The organism is Curtobacterium sp. B8 (assembly GCF_000333315.1).
Lineage (GTDB): Bacteria > Actinomycetota > Actinomycetes > Actinomycetales > Microbacteriaceae > Curtobacterium > Curtobacterium luteum.
Genome location: NZ_BACW01000529.1, coordinates 1 through 21,116 on the forward strand (window position 1 = coordinate 1; position 21,116 = coordinate 21,116).

A 21,116-nucleotide genomic window follows, 5' to 3' on the forward strand; every position below is an offset into this window, starting at 1 on the left:
TGCCGAGCGAGACCCCGCCGACGCGCTTCTTGGCCACGGCGTCGAGTCCGGTCATGTCGATGACCTCGTGCACCCGCGCTTTCGGGATCCCGTGCGTCGCGGCGAGCGCGAGCAGGTGGTTGTACGCGCTGCGCCCGGAGTGGACCGCCTTCGCCTCGAGCAGCGCCCCGACCTGCCGCAGCGGGTCGGAGAAGCTCCGGTAGGGCGCCCCGTTGACGATCGTCCTCCCCGCAGTGGGGCGGTCGAGCCCCATGATCATGCGCATCGTGGTGGACTTGCCCGCGCCGTTCGGCCCGAGGAAGCCGGTGACGCTCCCGGGACGGACGACGAACGAGACGTCGTTGACGGCGATCTTCTGGCCGTAGTGCTTGGTGAGGTGCTCGACTTCGATCACGCAGCCAACGCTAGGGGGACCCCCAGCCGGCCCGCGTCCCCCGTGCGACGGAGATGTGCTGACCCCCGAACTGGTGTCGCCACAGTGCGCACTCAGCGAACACACACGCCGCACAACGGGCACGCTACCGCGAAGCTCGCACGCTGCACGTCGTAGGAACGGCCACGCGCTCCACGCGACGTGCGCGCACGTCGCGATCCGCGCCTCCAGGCGGCCCGCCGGGAGGCCCGGATCACCTTCCTGAGTCCCCGCACAGTTTCACTGTCGGCAGCGACCAATAGGATCGACGCACTGACGGCCCGCCGCGCCGGGCCCGCCGGTCCGACACGTCTGGAGCACATCAAGTGACGACCACCTCGTCCACCTCGGGTCCATCCTCCTCTGGGCGGCGTTCGCCGCGGGTCCCGATCGTGGTCACGATCATCGTGCTGGCTGCACTGGTGATCGCCTTCTTCATCTTCGCGAGCCTCTACACGGACTACGCGTGGTTCGCGCAGCTCGGGTTCCAGCAGGTCCTGACCACGCGGTGGATCGCGGGGACGTCGATGTTCGTCGCCGGGTTCCTCGGCATGGCGGTGCCGGTCTACCTGAGCATCGCGTTCGCGTTCCGGCTGCCCGGGCGAAGCTCCCGAGCGGGACGATCCGCTGCTTGTTGCCCTTGCCCGTCACGCGCACGACGGAGACCCCGGACTCGTCCTCCGTCTGCACGTCGTCCACGGACAGCCCCACCGCCTCGGAGATGCGCGCCCCCGTGGCGTACAGCAGCTCGAGCAGTGCCCGGTCCCGCAGCTGCACCGGATCGTCCCCGACGACCGCGCCGAGCAGCCGCTCCATGTCGTGCACGGAGATCGCCTTCGGCAGCCGCATCGGGGCCTTCGGCGGGCGGACGGCGGTGCCCGGGTCGAGCGGTAGCCACCCCTCCCCCGCCGCGAACGCCGTGAAGGACCGCACGGAGCTGAGCATCCGGGCGATCGACCGCGCCGCGAGCGGTTCCGGACGGGTCGCGAGGTGCTCGACGAACCCGGCGACGTCCGCCCGGGCCAGCCGTCCGACGTCGTCGACCGCAGCAGCTCCCCCGGCTCGGTCCGCGCCCGCGGAGTCGACGACCGGAGCGTCCGCCAACCACGTGGCGAACACCGCGAGGTCGCGACGGTAGGCGGCCACCGTGTGCTGCGACAGCCCGCGCTCGATGGCGACGTGTCGCAGGTACGACTCCGTGGCCTGGTCGAGCGCGATCACCCGGTCACCGTGACGATGCGCACGCTACCGCCGGGCTGCGGCGTCCGCGGCCAGCACCGCCACGACGAGCCCGGAGTTGTGCAGCCGTCCGTCGAGGATCGCGGCGACGAGCTCCTCGCGGGGCACCCACCGCTTCACGATGTCGGCCTCCTCGGCCTCACGCTCGAACGCCGACGCGGTCGCACGGATCCCCCGCGCACGGTAGACCTCGAGGAACTCGTCGCTGCCGCCCGAGGACGTGTTGTACGTGACGAGGTGCTCCCACTCGTCGGCCTCGACGTCGGCCTCTTCGGCGAGCTCGCGCTTCGCCGCGACGAGGTGGTCCTCGCCCGGGTGGTCGAGGAGTCCCGCGGGCAGCTCCCAGTCGCGCACCCGCACCGGGTGCCGGTACTGCTGGATGACGAGGACGCGCCCCTCGTCGTCCTCGGCGTACACGGCGACCGCGCCGGTGTGGTCGATGTACTCGCGCACCATCGAGCCGTCGCCGTACGCGACGGTGTCCCGCTTGACGTTCCACACGACGCCCTCGTACACGACCTCGGAGTCGGTGACGTCGAAGGAGGTGGGCTCGTCTGCGATGGGTGCGTCGGTCACGTGGTCAATCCAAGCACGCCCGTCCGGCAGGGACGCAACCCCGCAACGGACGGGAGGCGCGGTGCGAGCCGGCACCGTCTTCCCTCGCAGGCTCGGTCGGCGCGCCCCGCGCGACGCTTCGCGTCGCCGTCGAGCGGGGCGCGCCCGTCCGCTCGTGGCTACGTCAGGCAGCCGACTCCTGCGGGTCGAACAGGCTCGAGGCACCCGCACGCTCGATCGCCGCACCGACGAGCCCGGCGAACAGCGGGTGCGCGTTCGTCGGACGCGAGCGGAGCTCCGGGTGCGCCTGCGTGGCGATGTAGAACGGGTGCACCTCGCGGGGCAGCTCCACGTACTCGACGAGCGTGCCGTCGGGCGAGGTGCCCGAGAACACCAGGCCGGCGTCCGCGATCTGCTCGCGGTACTTGTTGCTCACCTCGTAGCGGTGACGGTGCCGCTCGGACGCCTCCGGGGCACCGTACAGCTCGGCCGCCAGCGACCCCTCGGTGAACTTCGCCGGGTACAGGCCGAGGCGCATCGTGCCGCCGAGGTCGCCACCGGCGATGATGTCCACCTGCTCGGCCATGGTCGCGATGACCGGCGTCGTGGTCTCCGGGTCGAACTCGGTGCTCGACGCGTCGGTCAGGCCGGCCTCGTGGCGGGCGTACTCGATGACCATGCACTGCAGGCCGAGGCAGAGGCCGAGCGTCGGGATCTGCTGCTCACGCGCGAAGCGGAGCGCGCCGAGCTTGCCCTCGATGCCCCGCACGCCGAAGCCACCGGGCACGCAGATGCCGTCGACGTCGCCGAGGTGCTTCGCGGCACCCTCGGGCGTGGTGCAGTCGTCGGACACGACCCACTTGAGCTTCACGCGGGCGTTGTGGGCGAACCCACCGGCACGGAGGGCCTCGGTGACCGACAGGTACGCGTCCGGGAGGTCGATGTACTTCCCGACGAGGGCGATCGTGACCTCCTTCTTCGGCTCGTGCACCGCGTCGAGGACCGGCTTCCACGCGGTCCAGTCGACGTCGTGCGCCTCGAGCCGGAGGGCGTCGATGATCACCTGGTCGAGCCCCTGGTCGTGCAGCAGGCCCGGGAGGTCGTAGATCGAGGGCACGTCGACCGCGTTCACCACGGCGTCCTCGTCCACGTCGCACATCAGCGCGATCTTGCGCTTGTTCGAGTCCGAGACGGGCCGGTCGCTGCGGAGGACGAGCGCATCCGGCTGGATGCCGATCGAGCGCAGGGCCGCGACGCTGTGCTGCGTCGGCTTGGTCTTCTGCTCGCCGGACGCGTTCATGAACGGCACGAGCGAGACGTGCACGAAGAAGACGTTGTTCCGGCCGAGCTCGTGCCGGACCTGGCGCGCCGACTCGATGAACGGCTGCGACTCGATGTCGCCGACCGTGCCGCCGACCTCGGTGATGATGACGTCGGGCTGCGGGTCGTTCTCGGCCTGCTCGCGCATCCGACGCTTGATCTCGTCGGTGATGTGCGGGATGACCTGGACCGTGTCGCCGAGGTACTCGCCGCGACGCTCCTTGGCGATGACGCTCGAGTAGACCTGCCCGGTGGTGACGTTCGCCGCCTGCGAGAGGTTGATGTCGAGGAAGCGCTCGTAGTGCCCGATGTCGAGGTCCGTCTCGGCGCCGTCGTCGGTCACGAAGACCTCGCCGTGCTGGAACGGGTTCATCGTGCCCGGGTCCACGTTGAGGTACGGGTCGAGCTTCTGCATGACGACCTTGAGGCCGCGCGCCGTGAGCAGGTTGCCGAGGCTGGCCGCCGTCAGGCCCTTGCCGAGAGACGAGACGACCCCGCCGGTCACGAAGATCTGCTTCGTCACCTTCGGGGTCTCGTTCGAAGATTGTGTTCCGCCGCTGTAAGTGTCCGCCACGGGCTTCCATCTTACGTCAGATCGGACGGGAGGCGCGACCCGCGTTCGCCGCGGGCGTTGCGCGGGTGGATGGCCGGTGGCCGGCCCGCCACGTGGCGCGACCGGCGAGGCGGGCCAGCCACGGGCCTCCAGGCCGCGGTCAGGCGGACTGCCCGGCGACCTCGAGGAGTTCGCGTGCGTGCTCCATGCCGCTCGTACTGTCGCCGAGGCCGGACAACAGGCGCGCCATCTCCTGCAGCCGTTCTTCGCCCTCCAGCCGGCGAACGCTCGACGAGGTCACCGACCCGCTGGCGTCCTTCACGACGTTGAGGTGGTTGTTGGCGAAGGCCGCGACCTGCGCGAGGTGCGTCACGACGATCACCTGCGTCCGCTCCGCGAGCTGCGCCAACCGTCGACCGATCTCGATCGCCGCGGCACCGCCGACACCGGCGTCGACCTCGTCGAAGACGAACGTCGGCACCGTGGTGCTGCCGGCCATCACGACCTCGATCGCGAGCATCACGCGGGAGAGCTCGCCGCCGGACGCCCCCTTGCCGATCGGTCGCGGGTCGGTGCCCGAGTGCGGCTGGAGCAGGATCGCGACCTGGTCACGTCCGTGCCGGCGGTACTCGCCCGCGTCGGTGACCTCGACCACGAGGGTCGCACCGGCCATCGCGAGCGACTTCAGCTCGGCCGTCACACGCTTCGCGAGGTCTCCCGCGGCCTTCGTGCGTGCGGTCGTCAGTGCGGCGGCGGCGTCGGCGAGCCGTTGTTCGTCCTGCTCGACCGCCTGCTGCAACGCGGCGATCCGGTCGTCGTCGCCGTCGAGCTCGAGGAGTCGCTCCCCGGCGCGCTGCCCGTAGGCGATGACGTCGTCGACGGTCTCGCCGTACTTGCGGGTGAGCCCGGCCAGCAGTGCCCGGCGTTCGTTGATGAGCTCGAGGTCGTGCCCCGCGTCCGGCTCGAGCGATCCGAGGTAGCTCGACAGGCTCGCCGAGGCCTCGGTCGCCTGGATGCTCAGCTCGGTCAGCTGCTCGAGCACGGGTTGCAGCGCAGCGTCGGACGCCGCGACCCGCTCGATCGCACGCCGGGCGGACTCGACGAGCCCGACGACGTCCGGGGCGCCCTCGAGCGACTCGCTCGACAGGGCCTCGTGCGCGAGTCCCGCCGAGAGCCGGAGCTCCTCGAGGTTCCCGAGGCGTTCGGCCCGCTCGGCGAGTTCGGCGTCCTCGCCCGGCTGGGGGTCGGCTGCCTCGATCTCGTCCGACGCGGCACGGATCCGTTCGGCCTCGGCGACCCGGTCGTCGCGGTCCCGGGTGAGCGTCTCGAGCTCGCCGGCGTGCTGTTGCCAGGCGTCGTAGGCGGCGATGTAGGCGCCGAGCGCCTTCTGCAGCTTCGGGCCACCGTACCCGTCGAGCGCGGCGCGCTGTGCCGCAGCGGAGGTCAGGCGGATCTGGTCCGACTGCCCGTGCACGGTGACGAGCTGGTCGGCGAGCTCGCCGAGGACCGCGACCGGAGCACCGCGGCCGCCGACCGTCGCACGGCTGCGCCCCTCGGCCGACACCGTGCGGGTCAGGATGAGTTCGCCGTCCTCGACGGCACCCCCGGCGTCCTCGACGCGTTCGGCGACGGCGTCGTGGTCGGGGACGTGCCAACGGCCCTCGACGACCGCGGACGACGCACCCCGGCGGACGGCACCGGCGTCGGCACGGGCACCGAGGAGCAGTCCGAGCGCGGTGACGATCATCGTCTTGCCGGCACCAGTCTCACCGGTCACGACGGTGAAGCCGGGACCGAGTTCGAGCGTCGCTCCGCCGATGACGCCGAGGTCGCTGATCGAGATCTCCTCGATCACCGGTCGACCTCGTCCTCGCGCTGCGGGCCACGCCACCCCGTGACGGGGAGCCGGAACTTGGCGACCAGGCGATCGGTGAACGGGGCGTCCTTGAGCCGTGCGACCCGGACGGGCTCCGGCGACCGGTGCACCTCGACGCGGGCGCCCGGCGGGAGGTCGTGCGCCCGGCGGCCGTCGCACCAGAGCACGCCGACGCCGCTGGTCCGGCGGAGCACCTCGACGGCGAGGGTGCAGTCCGGGCCGACGACGATCGGACGCGAGAACAGGGCGTGGGCGCTCAGCGGCACCATGAGGATCGCGTCGACGTCGGGCCACACGATCGGGCCGCCGCCGGAGAACGAGTACGCGGTCGAGCCGGTCGGGGTCGAGATGACCACGCCGTCGCACCCGAAGGACGACAGCGGACGGCCGTCCACCTCGGTGACGACCTCGAGCATCCGCTCCCGCGACGCCTTCTCGATGGTGGCCTCGTTGAGCGCCCAGGAGGAGTAGACGGTCTCCTGGCCGACGACGACGTCCACCTGCAGCGCCACGCGTTCCTCGACGTGGTACTCGCCGCGGAGGGTGCGCTGGACGGTCTCCTCGAGGTCCGGTCGCTCGCTCTCGGCCAGGAAGCCGACGTGCCCGAGGTTCACCCCGACGATCGCGGCGCGGGTGCCGCGGACGAGCTCCGCCGCCCGGAGGATCGTGCCGTCGCCGCCGAGGACGATGACGATCTCGAGCTGCTCCGCCTGCACGTCGACGCCGAGGATGTCGACCTGCCCGACCGAGGCTTCGGCCCGTCGCACGTCGGCGTACTCGTCGAACGGCATCACGGGGTTGAGGCCGGCCGCGTGCAGGATGTCGCAGACCTCGACCGCCGCGTCGATGGAGTCCTGCCGCCCGGTGTGCGAGACGAGCAGGATGTGCCGTTCGTCGCTCATGCCACCCCTTCCGCCAGGTCCGTCGCCCGGTCGATCCATTCTGTCGGATTGGTACCGACACCACGCTGGAAGCGCGCCAGGTACTCGTGGTTGCCGTGCGTCCCGACGATCGGCGAGGCGGCGAGCCCGGAGGTCCCGAGTCCGACGTCCCAGGCCGCCCAGAGCACGTTCATGAGCGCGTCGTTCCGGAGTCCGGGGTCGTGGACGATGCCTTCGCGCACCCCGCCCCGACCGACCTCGAACTGCGGCTTGACCAGGAGCACGAAGTCGTCGGAGGGCACGGCCTCGGCGAGCGCGGGCAGGACGATCCGCAGCGAGATGAACGACAGGTCACCGACCACGAGCGAGGTCTCCCCCGCCGCCGGGTCGAGCGCCGCGTACGACTCGGCCGTCAGGTTCCGGGCATTGCACCCCTCGACCACGGCAACGCGGTCGTCGAGCGCCACCACCGGGTCGAGTTGGCCGTGTCCGACGTCGAGCGCGACCACGCGGCGCGCACCGCGGGCGAGGAGCACCTGGGTGAACCCGCCGGTGCTCGCGCCGACGTCGAGGGCGACCCGGCCGGCCGGGTCGACCCCGAACGCGTCGAGCGCACCGACGAGCTTGCGCGCGGCGCGGGACACCCACTCGTCGCCGGAGTCGACGACCACGGCCGCGTCCGGACGGGTGGGGTGCGACGGCTTGACCACCGCGGTCCCGCCGACCGTCACCCGACCGTCCTGGATGAGCTTCGCGGCCGCCGTGCGGGACCGCGCGAGTCCACGCTCGGCGACGAGCGCATCGAGACGTACGGTGCCGCCGCGTGCGTCCACGGGTGCACCGGTGGCGTCAGGCACTCGCCGTGCCGCCGCTCTCGAGCCGGGTGCGGAGCTCGTCGTGCAACGCGGCGAAGGCGTCCGCGCGGTCCGTGAGCTCGAGCCCTTCGGCCGCCGCGGTCCGTGCGGCGAAGTCCTCGTGGTCCTGCTCGGACGTCGGCGTCCCGACCACGCCGCCGGGCCGCGGCCGTGGCGTGACGTCGCCGGGCTGCGGCGGCGTCGGGCGGTCCTCGTTCGGCACGTCCGTCACGCTACTCGCCGCCGTACAGCTTCGGGTCCACGTCGAGGCCGTAGATCGCGAGCCCGGACTCCCAGATGATGGTCGCGCCGGCACGCAGCCGGTCGATGTCGTCCCCGTCGTCGAGCACGCGGACCACGTGGCCCCGCATCGCGACCGTCGCACCGCCGACCGTGACGTACCGGGTGCCGTCCTCGTCCTCGCGCCGGACCGTGAGCGGGTACGGGCTCGACAGCCCACGGAGGTCGTCGAGGATGTACGTCGGCCGCGACTTCTGGTCGGCCGCGAGGACCTGCTTGGCCTGGTCGATGCCGGTCAGGACGAGCACGCTCGGGATGCCGGCGTCGTTGGCGCCCTTGATGTCGGTGTCGAGCCGGTCCCCGATGAACAGCGGGTGCTCGCCGCCGAACCGGGCGAGGGCGGCGTCGAAGATCGGCCGCTCGGGCTTGCCCGCGACGACCGGCATCCGGCCGACGGCCTGGTGCACGGCGGACACGAGCGTCCCGTTGCCGGGCGCGATACCGCGCTCGACGGGGATCGACCAGTCCATGTTCGTCGCCACCCAGGGCACGGACGGGTCGGCCAGGGCGAAGGACGCCTCGGCCAGCTCCGTCCACCCGAGGTCGGGCGAGAAGCCCTGGATGACCGCGGCCGGCGAGTCCTCCGCGCTGTTCGTCACGGTGAACCCGGCTTCCTCGACGATGCTCGACAAGCCGAGCCCCCCGGTCACGAGGACCGTGGAGCCGGCGGGCACGAGCGTCGACAGCAGGCGGACGCCGGCCTGGGACGAGGTCACGACGTCGTCGGCCGAGACCTCGAGCCCGAACGCCTCGAGGTGCTCCGCCACGTCGACCGGACGACGGGAGGCGTTGTTCGTGATGTACCCGACCCGGGCGCCGAGGGACGCCCGGGTGAGCGACTCGACGGCGTGCGGGATCGCGTGGCGGCCGCGGTACACGACGCCGTCGAGGTCGGTCAGGACCAGGTCGACGCCGTGCGTGGGTGGGACGGGGACGTCAGTCGGCTGCTGATCCGTCGACGTCGACGGGGTTGTCGTCGTCGATCTCTCCGGGTTCGTCCGCGGGTCCGGGCTCGTCGAGGGGTGCGGGCTCGTCGGCTGGCTCGAGTTCGTCGTCGGCGTCCTGCTCGACCGCGGGCTCGTCGAGCTGCTCGTCGTCCCTGTCGCCTGCGTCGTCTCGGTCGTCGTACTCGTCGACTTCGATCGCTTCCTCGACCACATCCACCGTCTCCCAAGCATCCTCGTCAGCGGCCTCGGCGAGTGCCTCGGTCGCGTGATCGACACGGGCCCACCACTCGTCGGCCTCGTCCTGACGGCCGAGCTCCTCGAGCGTGGCCGCGTAAGCACTGTAGAGCGCCGGCGACCAGCTGTAGGCCGTGGAGGGGTCGAGCTGTGGAATCTCCAGCTCACCCAACGCCGCCTGTGCATTCCCGAGGTCGAGCCGAGCGCCCGACATCGCGATCGCGAGCTCGACCTGCACCGGGGTGTCCAGGGCAGCACGGTCGACGGAGCGTCCGAGCTCGAGCGCGCGTTCCGGGCGTCCGAGGCCACGCTCGCAGTCGACCATCATCGGGAGCTGGTCGTTCTTGCCGGCGATGCGCCGGTAGGTCCGGAGCTCGCGGAGCGCCGTCGCGAAGTCACCCAGCCGGTACGCGGTGATCGCGGCGGTCTCGCGCACGACGGCCACACGACCGGCTCGACGGGCGGCACTCAGGGCGTGCTGGTTCGCCGTCTCCGGGTCGACGTCGACGAGGAGGGCAGCGGACACGAGGTGCTTCGCCACCCAGTCGGCGTTGTCCTTACTGAGGGTCTTGAGCTCGGAACGGGCCGCGGGATCGAGGTCCCGTGCCTGCACGCCGTCCGGGATCTCCGGGTCCTCGTGACGCGGGCGGATCGACTTCGTGCCGTAGGGGTCGCGGTCTTCCCAGTCGTCACGAGCGGCCTCGCCGAAACGGGCTCCCGCGTGTCGGGTGCCGTCCCCGAACCGGCGGCGCTCTTCGCCGTCACGAGCCGGACGGCCGGAGCCGCCGCGGAAGGGGCGGTCGCCGTCACGACGGTCGGGGCGATCCGAGCCACCACGGAACGGGCGATCTCCGTCACGACGCTCCGGACGGTCGGAACCACCACGGAACGGACGGTCACCGTCGCGACGAGCGGGGCGGTCTGAGCCACCACGGAACGGACGATCCCCGTCACGACGCTCCGGACGGTCGGAACCGCCACGGAACGGACGGTCCGATCCACCTCGGTACGGGCGATCTCCGTCACGACGCTCCGGACGGTCGGAACCACCACGGTAGGGACGGTCCCCGTCACGACGCTCCGGACGGTCCGAACCACCACGGTAGGGACGGTCCCCGTCACGACGCTCCGGACGGTCCGAACCACCACGGTAGGGACGGTCCCCGTCACGACGCTCCGGACGGTCCGAACCACCACGGAACGGACGGTCAGAGCCACCACGGAACGGACGATCCCCGTCACGACGCTCCGGACGGTCCGAACCACCACGGAACGGACGGTCAGAGCCACCCCGGAACGGACGATCCCCGTCACGACGCTCCGGACGGTCCGAACCACCACGGAACGGACGGTCAGAGCCACCCCGGAACGGACGATCCCCGTCACGCTGGGGACGGCCGGCACCCCGAGGCCCGTCACCACGAGGCGGACGACCGCCCGCGGAGCGGTCGTCGCGCCACGCCGGTCGGTCCCCGCGCTGCGAACCATCACGGAAGGAACGGTCGCCACCGCGGGCCCCGCCGTCGCGACGCTCGCCCTCGCGGCGTTCGAAGTCGCGCGGGCCGGACGACCAGCGGCTGCCCTGGCCACCGTCCCGACGAGGCCCACGGTCTCCGTCTCGACGCTGCCGGTCCGAGCGGCCTTCGCCATCCCGTCGCTGTTCGTCGTCGTTCGCCACCGTCGCTCCTCGTCTGCGCGCCCGGTCTCCCGAGCTGTCGTCCACTGTGTCGTTGTTGTTGGATGCCGTCCGCGAGCACGACACCGACCCAGTCCATCACGAACCGAGCCGGACGTCGAGGCGCGACGGCCGAAAACAGAAATGGCCACTGGCCGCCGCGAGAGACAGGTTTCCCTGCTCTCGACGGAGGGCCAGTGGCCACGTCTTCTTGCAAAATAAGTCCGGCGGCGTCCTACTCTCCCACAAGGTCCCCCTTGCAGTACCATCGGCGCTGAGAGGCTTAGCTTCCGGGTTCGGAATGTGACCGGGCGTTTCCCTCTCGCTATGACCACCGGAACACCTTCGACCCAGATCCTGGATCAAAACCATTCCTTCAGATCTCGCTGAAGTATTCAGTTTCGTTCCCGATCGTCTGTCGGGAACCACAAAGTGGACGCGAGCCCGTGACACGAAGGCCACGGAAATCAGTGTGTTGTCAAGTCTTCGGCTTATTAGTACCGGTCAGCTCCACGGGTCGTTAGTCCCCGCTTCCACATCCGGCCTATCAACCCAGTAGTCTGCTGGGAGCCTCTCACACTCAAGGTGCATGGAAATCTCATCTCGAAGACGGCTTCCCGCTTAGATGCTTTCAGCGGTTATCCGGTCCGAACGTAGCTAATCAGCGGTGCCCTTGGCAGAACAACTGACACACCAGAGGTTCGTCCATCCCGGTCCTCTCGTACTAGGGATAGATCTTCTCAAATTTCCAACGCGCGCAGCGGATAGGGACCGAACTGTCTCACGACGTTCTAAACCCAGCTCGCGTACCGCTTTAATGGGCGAACAGCCCAACCCTTGGGACCTACTCCAGCCCCAGGATGCGACGAGCCGACATCGAGGTGCCAAACCATGCCGTCGATATGGACTCTTGGGCAAGATCAGCCTGTTATCCCCGAGGTACCTTTTATCCGTTGAGCGACAGCGCTTCCACAAGCCACTGCCGGATCACTAGTCCCGACTTTCGTCCCTGCTCGACCTGTCAGTCTCACAGTCAAGCTCCCTTGTGCACTTACACTCGCCACCTGATTGCCAACCAGGTTGAGGGAACCTTTGGGCGCCTCCGTTACTCTTTGGGAGGCAACCGCCCCAGTTAAACTACCCACCAGGCACTGTCCATGAACCCGATCAGGGTCCTACGTTAGACATCCAGAGTGACCAGAGTGGTATTTCAACAACGACTCCACGAACACTAGCGTGCCCGCTTCACAGTCTCCCACCTATCCTACACAAGCCACACCGAACACCAATACCAAGCTGTAGTAAAGGTCACGGGGTCTTTCCGTCCTGCTGCGCGTAACGAGCATCTTTACTCGTAGTGCAATTTCGCCGAGTTCGCGGTTGAGACAGCTGGGAAGTCGTTACGCCATTCGTGCAGGTCGGAACTTACCCGACAAGGAATTTCGCTACCTTAGGATGGTTATAGTTACCACCGCCGTTTACTGGGGCTTAAATTCAGAGCTTCGCCCAAAGGCTAACCCTTCCTCTTAACCTTCCAGCACCGGGCAGGCGTCAGTCCGTATACATCGTCTTGCGACTTCGCACGGACCTGTGTTTTTAGTAAACAGTCGCTTCCCACTGGTCTCTGCGGCCTTCACCGCTCACGGAGCAAGTCCGGTCACGGTTCCGGCCCCCCTTCTCCCGAAGTTACGGGGGCATTTTGCCGAGTTCCTTAACCACGATTCTCTCGATCTCCTTGGTATTCTCTACCTGACCACCTGAGTCGGTTTCGGGTACGGGCGGCTGCAACCTCGCGTCGATGCTTTTCTCGGCAGCATAGGATCACTGATTTCCCCTCACGGGTACGCGTCGGATCTCAGGCATACAGACGACGGATTTGCCTATCGTCAGCCCTACATCCTTACACCAGGTTCACCTTACGGATACCATCGCCTGGCTCAGCTACCTTCCTGCGTCACACCTGTTCATACGCTAGCCGCACCAGCATGGGGTCGAGCGTTAGACCGGCCCGCATCACCCCGAAGGGATCCGCTGGTCCGGGTTAGGACTCTTAGCACCACTGGATTAGCTTGGGCGGTTGTTCGCCGGTACGGGAATATCAACCCGTTGTCCATCGACTACGCCTGTCGGCCTCGCCTTAGGTCCCGACTTACCCAGGGCGGATTAACCTGGCCCTGGAACCCTTGGTCTTTCGGAGGACGGGTTTCTCACCCGTCTTTCGCTACTCATGCCTGCATTCTCACTCGTGTGGCGTCCACGGCTGGATTACTCCGCCGCTTCACTCGCCACACGACGCTCTCCTACCACTCCGCACGACTGAACCACGAAGGCTTATCGAGTGTGCGAAATCTACAACTTCGGCGGTGTGCTTGAGCCCCGTTACATTGTCGGCGCGGAATCACTTGACCAGTGAGCTATTACGCACTCTTTCAAGGGTGGCTGCTTCTAAGCCAACCTCCTGGTTGTCTGTGCAACTCCACATCCTTTCCCACTTAGCACACGCTTAGGGGCCTTAGTTGGTAGTCTGGGTTGTTTCCCTCTCGACGATGAAGCTTATCCCCCACCGTCTCACTGCTGCGCTCTCACTCACCGGCATTCGGAGTTTGGCTGACGTCAGTAACCTGTTGAGGCCCATCGGCCATCCAGTAGCTCTACCTCCGGCGAGAAACACGCAACGCTGCACCTAAATGCATTTCGGAGAGAACCAGCTATCACGAAGTTTGATTGGCCTTTCACCCCTATCCACAGCTCATCCCCTCCATTTTCAACTGAAGTGGGTTCGGTCCTCCACGACGTCTTACCGTCGCTTCAACCTGGCCATGGATAGATCACTTCGCTTCGGGTCTAGGACATGCGACTCAATCGCCCTATTCAGACTCGCTTTCGCTACGGCTACCCCACACGGGTTAACCTCGCCACATATCACTAACTCGCAGGCTCATTCTTCAAAAGGCACGCCGTCACCCCTACAAGGAGGCTCCGACGGTTTGTAAGCAAACGGTTTCAGGTACTATTTCACTCCCCTCCCGGGGTACTTTTCACCTTTCCCTCACGGTACTTGTCCGCTATCGGTCATCTGGGAGTATTTAGGCTTATCAGGTGGTCCTGACAGATTCACACGGGATTTCTCGGGCCCCGTGCTACTTGGGATACACATCCGACCATAACACCATTTCGTCTACGGGGCTGGCACCCACTACGGCCCGGCTTTCAAACCGGTTCGACTATGATGCGCTGTAACCGTCCCAGTCCGGCAGAACTGAGCGACGTGTCCCACAACCCCGACCATGCAACGCCCGCCGGCTATCACACATGATCGGTTTAGCCTCATCCGCTTTCGCTCGCCACTACTCACGGAATCACATGTTGTTTTCTCTTCCTGTGGGTACTGAGATGTTTCACTTCCCCACGTTCCCTCTACCCGCCCTATATATTCAGGCGGGAGTCACCAGGTCGACAAGTCGCCTGGCGGGGTTTCCCCATTCGGAAATCCTCGGCTCACAGCTCGATTATCAGCTCCCCGAGGCTTATCGCAGATTTCTACGTCCTTCTTCGGCTCCAGATGCCAAGGCATCCACCGTTTGCTCTTAGAAACTTGACCACAAAGATTAAAATTGCGATCGACTCGAACAACAACCAAGCCCGAAAGCTTCGTCATCGTCACGAGCGATCTAAGATGCTCGCGTCCACTGTGTAGTTCTCAACATACGATCGGCACCACACTCCCCCAACACGAACCGTGTCAGCTTCATGCAGCCCACCGAAGAACCCGACCAGAACCCCCATCACAGGAACCCCAGTCACGGCCCACCCCCACCAACCGGCAGGGACCCCGACCATCACAGCCGGGAAGCCTGGTCCCTCAGGACCCAACAACGTGCACCAGCCACCCCGCTTCCCCACCAACCCGTTCCTGACCCGCAAGCAGGCCGTACTAGAGTCGGCAGACGCGCCGACGACTGCACTGTCAATGTTCCACCCATGAGCTACCGGCAACCACGTTCGGGTTGCATCGGCGCCTGGACCCACCCACCCCGAAGGATGAACTGAGCCAGATGCTCCTTAGAAAGGAGGTGATCCAGCCGCACCTTCCGGTACGGCTACCTTGTTACGACTTAGTCCTAATCACCGATCCCACCTTCGACGGCTCCTTCCACAAGGGTTAGGCCACCGGCTTCGGGTGTTACCGACTTTCATGACTTGACGGGCGGTGTGTACAAGGCCCGGGAACGTATTCACCGCAGCGTTGCTGATCTGCGATTACTAGCGACTCCGACTTCATGAGGTCGAGTTGCAGACCCCAATCCGAACTGAGACCGGCTTTTTGGGATTCGCTCCACCTTACGGTATCGCAGCCCTTTGTACCGGCCATTGTAGCATGCGTGAAGCCCAAGACATAAGGGGCATGATGATTTGACGTCATCCCCACCTTCCTCCGAGTTGACCCCGGCAGTCTCCTATGAGTCCCCGCCATAACGCGCTGGCAACATAGAACGAGGGTTGCGCTCGTTGCGGGACTTAACCCAACATCTCACGACACGAGCTGACGACAACCATGCACCACCTGTACACCGACCACAAGGGGGCGACCATCTCTGGCCGTTTCCGGTGTATGTCAAGCCTTGGTAAGGTTCTTCGCGTTGCATCGAATTAATCCGCATGCTCCGCCGCTTGTGCGGGCCCCCGTCAATTCCTTTGAGTTTTAGCCTTGCGGCCGTACTCCCCAGGCGGGGCGCTTAATGCGTTAGCTACGACACAGAAACCGTGGAAAGGTCCCTACATCTAGCGCCCAACGTTTACGGCGTGGACTACCAGGGTATCTAATCCTGTTCGCTCCCCACGCTTTCGCTCCTCAGCGTCAGTTACGGCCCAGAGATCTGCCTTCGCCATCGGTGTTCCTCCTGATATCTGCGCATTCCACCGCTACACCAGGAATTCCAATCTCCCCTACCGCACTCTAGTCTGCCCGTACCCACTGCAAGCCCGAGGTTGAGCCTCGGGATTTCACAGCAGACGCGACAAACCGCCTACGAGCTCTTTACGCCCAATAATTCCGGACAACGCTTGCACCCTACGTATTACCGCGGCTGCTGGCACGTAGTTAGCCGGTGCTTTTTCTGCAGGTACCGTCACTTTCGCTTCTTCCCTACTAAAAGAGGTTTACAACCCGAAGGCCGTCATCCCTCACGCGGCGTTGCTGCATCAGGCTTTCGCCCATTGTGCAATATTCCCCACTGCTGCCTCCCGTAGGAGTCTGGGCCGTGTCTCAGTCCCAGTGTGGCCGGTCACCCTCTCAGGCCGGCTACCCGTCGTCGCCTTGGTGAGCCATTACCTCACCAACAAGCTGATAGGCCGCGAGTCCATCCCCAACCAAAAAATCTTTCCACCACCAGGCCATGCGACCAGTAGTCATATCCAGTATTAGACGTCGTTTCCAACGCTTATCCCAGAGTCAGGGGCAGGTTACTCACGTGTTACTCACCCGTTCGCCACTAATCCACCCAGCAAGCTGGGCTTCATCGTTCGACTTGCATGTGTTAAGCACGCCGCCAGCGTTCGTCCTGAGCCAGGATCAAACTCTCCGTAAAAAATTACAACCAACACCGAAGTGTCAGCGAGTTGATTCTGACAAAAAGAACTGTCAACTGACAATTCTGTCTATCCAAAAGGAATTGTCTCCGGACTCACCATCAGATGAGCCACGGGGTCAATAAATTGGCATTGACAATGTGCACGCTGTTGAGTTCTCAAGGACCAGACGCACTCCCCACTCGACCCCGAACACGAGGTTCCGCCAGAGAGGCACTTCCTTCCACACCGAACACGACACCTTGCGGTGACGCTTCTTCGGGGTGATGTTGCTGCGAGCGGGACCCCGTCCGGACTGCATCTCCGGGTCTGTGACCCGGTGACCGTCTCGGCCGTTCCGTTCTCCGCCTCAGCGGCAACGAGTGATTACTCTACACACGCCCCGGGGGCCCCGCCAACCGTGGTCCATCCCGGGCGTGTCGCGCTCCCGGACGCGGCGGTCGTCCCGTGCATGAACGCGGACGGCCCGCCCCCTGAGCAGGGAGCGGGCCGTCCGTCGGAGCGGGTCAGTGGTTGGCGATGACCGGGTTCCGGAGCGAACCGAGTCCGGAGATCGTCACCTCGACGACCTCGCCGTCGCGGATCTGTCCGACGCCGGCGGGCGTGCCGGTGAGGATGACGTCACCGGGCAGGAGCGTCCAGATCGACGAGATGAACTCGATGAGCGTCGGGATGTCGTGGATCATCTCGTTCGTCGAGGCGGCCTGACGCAGCTCACCGTCGACGCGGGTCTCGAGGCGGATGTCCGACGGGTCGATCTCGGTCTCGATCGCGGGGCCGAGCGGGCAGAAGGTGTCGAAGCCCTTCGCCCGGGTCCACTGGCCGTCCCGGGCCTGGAGGTCGCGGGCCGTGACGTCGTTCGCGATCGTGTAGCCGAGGATCACGCTCGCGAAGTCCTCGCGGCGGACGTTCTTCGCGAGCGACCCGATCACGATGGCGAGTTCGCCCTCGTGGTCCACCCGTCCGATGTCGGCGGGGAGTCGGATGGGGTCCTCCGGGCCGATCACCGCGGTGTTCGGCTTGAGGAACACCACGGGGTCGTCACCCGAGCGCTCGTCCATCTCCGACGCGTGCTCGGCGTAGTTGAGCCCGACGCCGATCACCTTCGAACGCGGGATCACCGGCGCGAGCAGCTTCGCCTCCGTCAGGGGCACCCGCTCCCCCGTCGTCTCGAACCCCTGGTACATCGGGTCCCCGGCGAGCACGACGAGGTCGCGCTCGTCGAGGATGCCGTAGCGGGGATCTTCGCCCTTGCTGCTGAACCGTGCGATCTTCACCGTTCGACCCTACCGACGCCGGAGCCGCGATCAGGACGCGTCGGTCAGCTTGGTCATCCAGCCGTGCGGGTCCGGCAGGCGCCCGTACTGGATGTCGGTGAGCTCCTGGCGGAGGGACATCGTCAGCTCGCCGGCGCCCTCGGTCGGGGAGCCGATCGTGAAGCCCTCGCCCCGGAGCTCGGCGATCGGGGTCACGACGGCAGCGGTCCCGCAGGCGAAGGCCTCCGTGATGGAGCCGTCCGCCACGCCGTCACGCCACTCGTCGAGCGACACCCGACGACGCTCGACGCGGAGGCCGCGGTCCTCGGCGAGCTGCAGGATCGAGTCGCGGGTGATGCCCTCGAGGATGGAGTCCGAGTCCGGCGTCACGAGGGTGCCGTCCGACTTCACGAGGACGACGTTCATGCCGCCGAGCTCCTCGAGGTACGTCCCCTCCGCCGAGTCGAGGAACATCACCTGCTGGCAGCCGTGCTCGTACGCCTCCTGCTGGGGCAGCAGCGACGACGCGTAGTTGCCGCCGGTCTTCGCCGCACCGGTCCCGCCCTTGCCCGCGCGGGCGTAGGTCGTCGACAGCCAGATCGACACCGGCTTCGGGCCCGAGGTGAAGTAGGCACCCGCCGGGCTCGCGATGCAGTGGTAGTCCACGGCCTGCGCCGCGCGGACGCCGAGGAAGGACTCGGTCGCGATCATGAACGGCCGGAGGTACAGGCTGGTCTCCGGGGCCGAGGGCACCCAGTCGACGTCGGTCTGCACGAGCTGCCGGATCGACTCGACGAAGGCCTCGACCGGCAGCTCGGGGAGCGCCAGTCGCCGCGCCGACCGCTGGAAGCGCCGGGCGTTCGCGTCAGGACGGAACGTCCACACCGATCCGTCGGCGTGCCGGTAGGCCTTGAGGCCCTCGAAGATCTCCTGCGCGTAGTGCAGGACGCTCGCGCTCGGGTCGAGGGACAGCGGACCGTAGGCGTGGACGGCGGCGTCGTGCCAGCCGTCCTCGAGCGTCCAGTGGACGGTCGCCATGTGGTCGGTGAAGTGCTTGCCGAAGCCCGGGTCGGCGAGGATCGCCTCACGCTCGGCCGCCGCGCGGCGGTCGGGCGACGGCGTGGTGGAGAACTCGAGCCCGAAGGCGGTGTCGGTCGTCATGGGGGTGACTCCTGTCAGGCGGTGGTGGTGCGTGCCGTGAGGGCGGCGACGATGGCGTCGCCGACCTCGGACGTGCGACGCTGCGTGGTGCCCCGGTCCGCGAGGTCTGCCTCGACCGCCCGGGTCACCGCCGACGCGAGGTCGTTGCGACCGAGGTGGTCGAGCAGCAGGGCGACGGAGAGGACGGCGGCCGTCGGATCGGCCTTCTGCTGACCGGCGATGTCGGGCGCGGAACCGTGGACCGGCTCGAACATGCTGGGGAAGGTGCCGTCCGGGTTGATGTTGCCCGAGGCCGCCAGACCGATGCCGCCGCTGATCGCGCCGGCCAGGTCGGTGATGATGTCGCCGAAGAGGTTGTCGGTGACGATGACGTCGAACCGAGCAGGGTCCTGCACCATGTGGATCGTGACCGCGTCGACGTGCTGGTAGTCGACGGTGACGTCGGGGTACTCCGCGCCGACGGCCGCGACGGTGCGCTGCCAGAGCGCTCCGGCGTTGACGAGCACGTTGCTCTTGTGCACCAGGGTGAGGTGCTTCCGCGGCCGCCGGTCGGCGAGCGCGAAGGCGTACCGGACGACCCGCTCGACACCGTGCGCCGTGTTGAGCGACACCTCGGTCGCGATCTCGTGCGGGGTGCCGACGCGGATGGCGCCGCCGTTCCCGACGTACGGTCCCTCGGTGCCCTCCCGCACGACGACGAAGTCGACCGTGCCCGGGTCGGCGAGCGGGGTCGTGACCGCGTCGTACACCTTCGTCGGGCGGAGGTTCACGTAGTGGTCGAAGGCGAAGCGCAGCTTCAGGAGCAGCCCGCGCTCGATGATGCCGCCGGCGAGCCGCGGGTCGCGCGGGTCGCCGCCGACGGCGCCCAGCAGGATCGCGTCGTGCGACGCGATCGCCGCCAGGTCGTCGTCGGTCAGGATGTCCCCGGTCGCGAGGAACCGATCGGCGCCGAGCGAGAACGCGGTCTCCTCGACCACGAGGTCCTCGGGCAGGACGGCGTGGAGGACCTTGAGCGCCTCGTCGACCACCTCGGGTCCGATGCCGTCGCCGCGGACCACGGCGAGCTTCACGGTCTGCGTCATCTGCCCGACTCCCCTACAGCGTGATGTCGATCTCGCGGAGCGAGGTCGCGTCGATGGTGGACCGCACGTGCTCGAGGATCTCCGCGGGCACCGGGGAGTCGACGGTGAGGACGCTGAGCGCCTGACCGCCGGCCGCTTCGCGGGAGATCTGCATCGCCGCGATGTTGATGCCGGCCTCGCCGAACTCCTTGCCGTAGACGGCGACGATGCCGGGGCGGTCGACGTACTCCATCACGACGTGGTGACGGTCGAGCGGAACCTCGACGTCGTGCCCGTTGATCTCGACGAGCTTCTCGACCTGCTTCGGACCGGTGAGCGTGCCGGAGACGCTGATCGCCGGGCCGTCGGACTGGGCGCCGCGGATGGTGAGGACGTTGCGGTACTCCGGGCTGTCGGCGTCGGTGATGAGCCGGACCGAGACCCCGCGCTGCTCCGCGATGAGCGGGGCGTTCACGTAGGAGACCTGGTCGCTGACGACGTCGGTGAAGACGCCCTTGAGCGCCGCGAGCTTGAGCACGCTGACGTCGTATCCGGCGAGTTCGCCGTGCACCTCGACGTCGATGCTCGTGACCGGCGAGGTCGCGAGGCCGGTGAAGACCTGGCCGAGCTTCTCGACGAGCGGGATGCCCGGGCGCACGTACGGGTCGATGACGCCGCCGGCGACGTTCACCGCGTCGGGGACGAGCTCGCCGCCGAGCGCGAGCCGGACGGACTTCGCGACGGAGACGCCCGCCTTCTCCTGGGCCTCGTCGGTGGAGGCACCGAGGTGCGGGGTGACGACGACGTTGGGCAGGGACGTCAGCGCGTCGTCCTGCGGCGGCTCGGACACGAAGACGTCGAGACCTGCGCCCGCGATCGTGCCGGAGGTGAGGGCGCGGCGGAGGGCGTCCTCGTCGATGAGCCCCCCGCGTGCGACGTTGACGACGAACGCGGTCGGCTTCATGAGCGCGAACTGCTCGTCCGAGATCATGCCGACCGTCTCCGGCGTCTTCGGCATGTGGATCGTGGTGAAGTCCGCGCGGCGGAGCAGGTCCTCGAGCGAGACGAGTTCGACGCCGAGCTGCTGCGCCCGCGCCGTCGTCACGTACGGGTCGTACGCGATGACCGAGACCCCGAAGGCCTGCAGACGCTGCGTGATGAGCGCACCGATGCGACCGAGGCCGATGATGCCGACGTCTTCTC

14 protein-coding genes, 3 rRNA genes and 2 pseudogenes are annotated in these 21,116 nt (G+C 67.2%); 2 read left to right on the plus strand and 17 right to left on the minus strand.

All coding sequences use genetic code 11. The features are described from left to right. On the minus strand, positions 1–394 hold a 394-nt coding region (locus I59_RS13830; RefSeq protein WP_022904375.1), incomplete at its 3' end, for an ATP-binding cassette domain-containing protein. Between the two features lie 440 nt (positions 395–834). On the opposite strand from I59_RS13830, the pseudogene I59_RS23575 reads away from it, so the two are divergent. Continuing rightward, positions 835–960 (plus strand): annotated as a pseudogene (locus tag I59_RS23575) (hypothetical protein); the annotation flags it as partial. Between the two features lie 103 nt (positions 961–1,063). Here the strand turns inward: I59_RS23575 and I59_RS13840 are convergent. From I59_RS13840 to I59_RS20065, 9 genes and pseudogenes are all read right to left on the minus strand, one after another. Further along, positions 1,064–1,633: pseudogene (locus tag I59_RS13840) on the minus strand (site-specific integrase); the annotation flags it as partial. Positions 1,634–1,657: 24 nt separating this feature from the next. Beyond that, positions 1,658–2,227: an NUDIX hydrolase gene (locus tag I59_RS13845; protein ID WP_022904378.1), complete on the minus strand. Its 570-nt coding sequence runs from the start codon at positions 2,225–2,227 to the stop codon at positions 1,658–1,660. Positions 2,228–2,390: 163 nt separating this feature from the next. Beyond that, positions 2,391–4,100, minus strand: a complete 1,710-nt coding sequence (locus I59_RS13850) for a CTP synthase (protein ID WP_022904379.1) — start codon at positions 4,098–4,100, stop codon at positions 2,391–2,393. 139 nt (positions 4,101–4,239) lie between these two features. Then, the gene (gene recN, locus I59_RS13855; protein ID WP_022904380.1) at positions 4,240–5,934 is read right to left on the minus strand and encodes a DNA repair protein RecN; all 1,695 of its coding nucleotides are present in this window, start codon (positions 5,932–5,934) and stop codon (positions 4,240–4,242) included. Further along, entirely contained in the window at positions 5,931–6,857 is a 927-nt protein-coding gene (locus I59_RS13860; protein WP_022904381.1) for an NAD kinase, read from the minus strand. Before I59_RS13860 ends, recN begins: the two co-directional genes overlap by 4 nt. Continuing rightward, on the minus strand, positions 6,854–7,669 hold the full coding sequence (locus I59_RS13865; RefSeq protein ID WP_031273845.1) for a TlyA family RNA methyltransferase: 816 nt from the start codon (positions 7,667–7,669) through the stop codon (positions 6,854–6,856). Before I59_RS13865 ends, I59_RS13860 begins: the two co-directional genes overlap by 4 nt. Before the next feature lie 16 nt (positions 7,670–7,685). After that, on the minus strand, positions 7,686–7,913 hold the full coding sequence (locus I59_RS13870; RefSeq protein ID WP_148286236.1) for a hypothetical protein: 228 nt from the start codon (positions 7,911–7,913) through the stop codon (positions 7,686–7,688). Between the two features lie 10 nt (positions 7,914–7,923). Continuing rightward, positions 7,924–8,895 carry an HAD-IIA family hydrolase gene (locus I59_RS13875; RefSeq protein ID WP_042726761.1) on the minus strand — a complete coding sequence of 324 codons (972 nt, stop codon included), beginning with the start codon at positions 8,893–8,895 and terminating at the stop codon, positions 7,924–7,926. Between the two features lie 31 nt (positions 8,896–8,926). Continuing rightward, positions 8,927–9,784, minus strand: a complete 858-nt coding sequence (locus I59_RS20065) for a hypothetical protein (protein WP_083882149.1) — start codon at positions 9,782–9,784, stop codon at positions 8,927–8,929. 108 nt (positions 9,785–9,892) lie between these two features. On the opposite strand from I59_RS20065, the gene I59_RS22260 reads away from it, so the two are divergent. Then, on the plus strand, positions 9,893–10,096 hold the full coding sequence (locus I59_RS22260) for a hypothetical protein (RefSeq protein ID WP_148286237.1): 204 nt from the start codon (positions 9,893–9,895) through the stop codon (positions 10,094–10,096). A gap of 972 nt (positions 10,097–11,068) precedes the next feature. Here I59_RS22260 and rrf read toward each other — a convergent pair. The 7 genes from rrf to I59_RS13915 all read right to left on the minus strand — a co-directional run. Continuing rightward, positions 11,069–11,185: ribosomal RNA gene (gene rrf, locus I59_RS13885) — 5S ribosomal RNA — on the minus strand. 135 nt (positions 11,186–11,320) lie between these two features. After that, a 23S ribosomal RNA gene (locus I59_RS13890) occupies positions 11,321–14,447 on the minus strand. 465 nt (positions 14,448–14,912) lie between these two features. Then, positions 14,913–16,434, minus strand: a 16S ribosomal RNA gene (locus I59_RS13895). The 16S, 23S and 5S rRNA genes sit together here, the layout of an rRNA operon. Positions 16,435–16,941: 507 nt before the next feature. Continuing rightward, positions 16,942–17,712 carry a fumarylacetoacetate hydrolase family protein gene (locus tag I59_RS13900; protein WP_022904386.1) on the minus strand — a complete coding sequence of 257 codons (771 nt, stop codon included), beginning with the start codon at positions 17,710–17,712 and terminating at the stop codon, positions 16,942–16,944. A gap of 30 nt (positions 17,713–17,742) precedes the next feature. Further along, positions 17,743–18,852: a branched-chain amino acid aminotransferase gene (locus I59_RS13905; protein ID WP_022904387.1), complete on the minus strand. Its 1,110-nt coding sequence runs from the start codon at positions 18,850–18,852 to the stop codon at positions 17,743–17,745. A 14-nt stretch (positions 18,853–18,866) separates the two neighbouring features. Then, positions 18,867–19,934: a 3-isopropylmalate dehydrogenase gene (locus tag I59_RS13910; protein ID WP_022904388.1), complete on the minus strand. Its 1,068-nt coding sequence runs from the start codon at positions 19,932–19,934 to the stop codon at positions 18,867–18,869. Between the two features lie 13 nt (positions 19,935–19,947). Then, on the minus strand, positions 19,948–21,116 hold a 1,169-nt coding region (locus I59_RS13915; RefSeq protein ID WP_022904389.1), incomplete at its 5' end, for an NAD(P)-dependent oxidoreductase.

Bases quoted from the DNA above. Each gene is read 5' to 3' on its own strand.
- I59_RS13910 (WP_022904388.1), bottom strand. From the start codon at position 19,934: ATGACGCAGACCGTGAAGCTCGCCGTGGTCCGCGGCGACGGCATCGGA.
- I59_RS13905 (WP_022904387.1), bottom strand. From the start codon at position 18,852: ATGACGACCGACACCGCCTTCGGGCTCGAGTTCTCCACCACGCCGTCG.
- I59_RS13860 (WP_022904381.1), bottom strand. From the start codon at position 6,857: ATGAGCGACGAACGGCACATCCTGCTCGTCTCGCACACCGGGCGGCAG.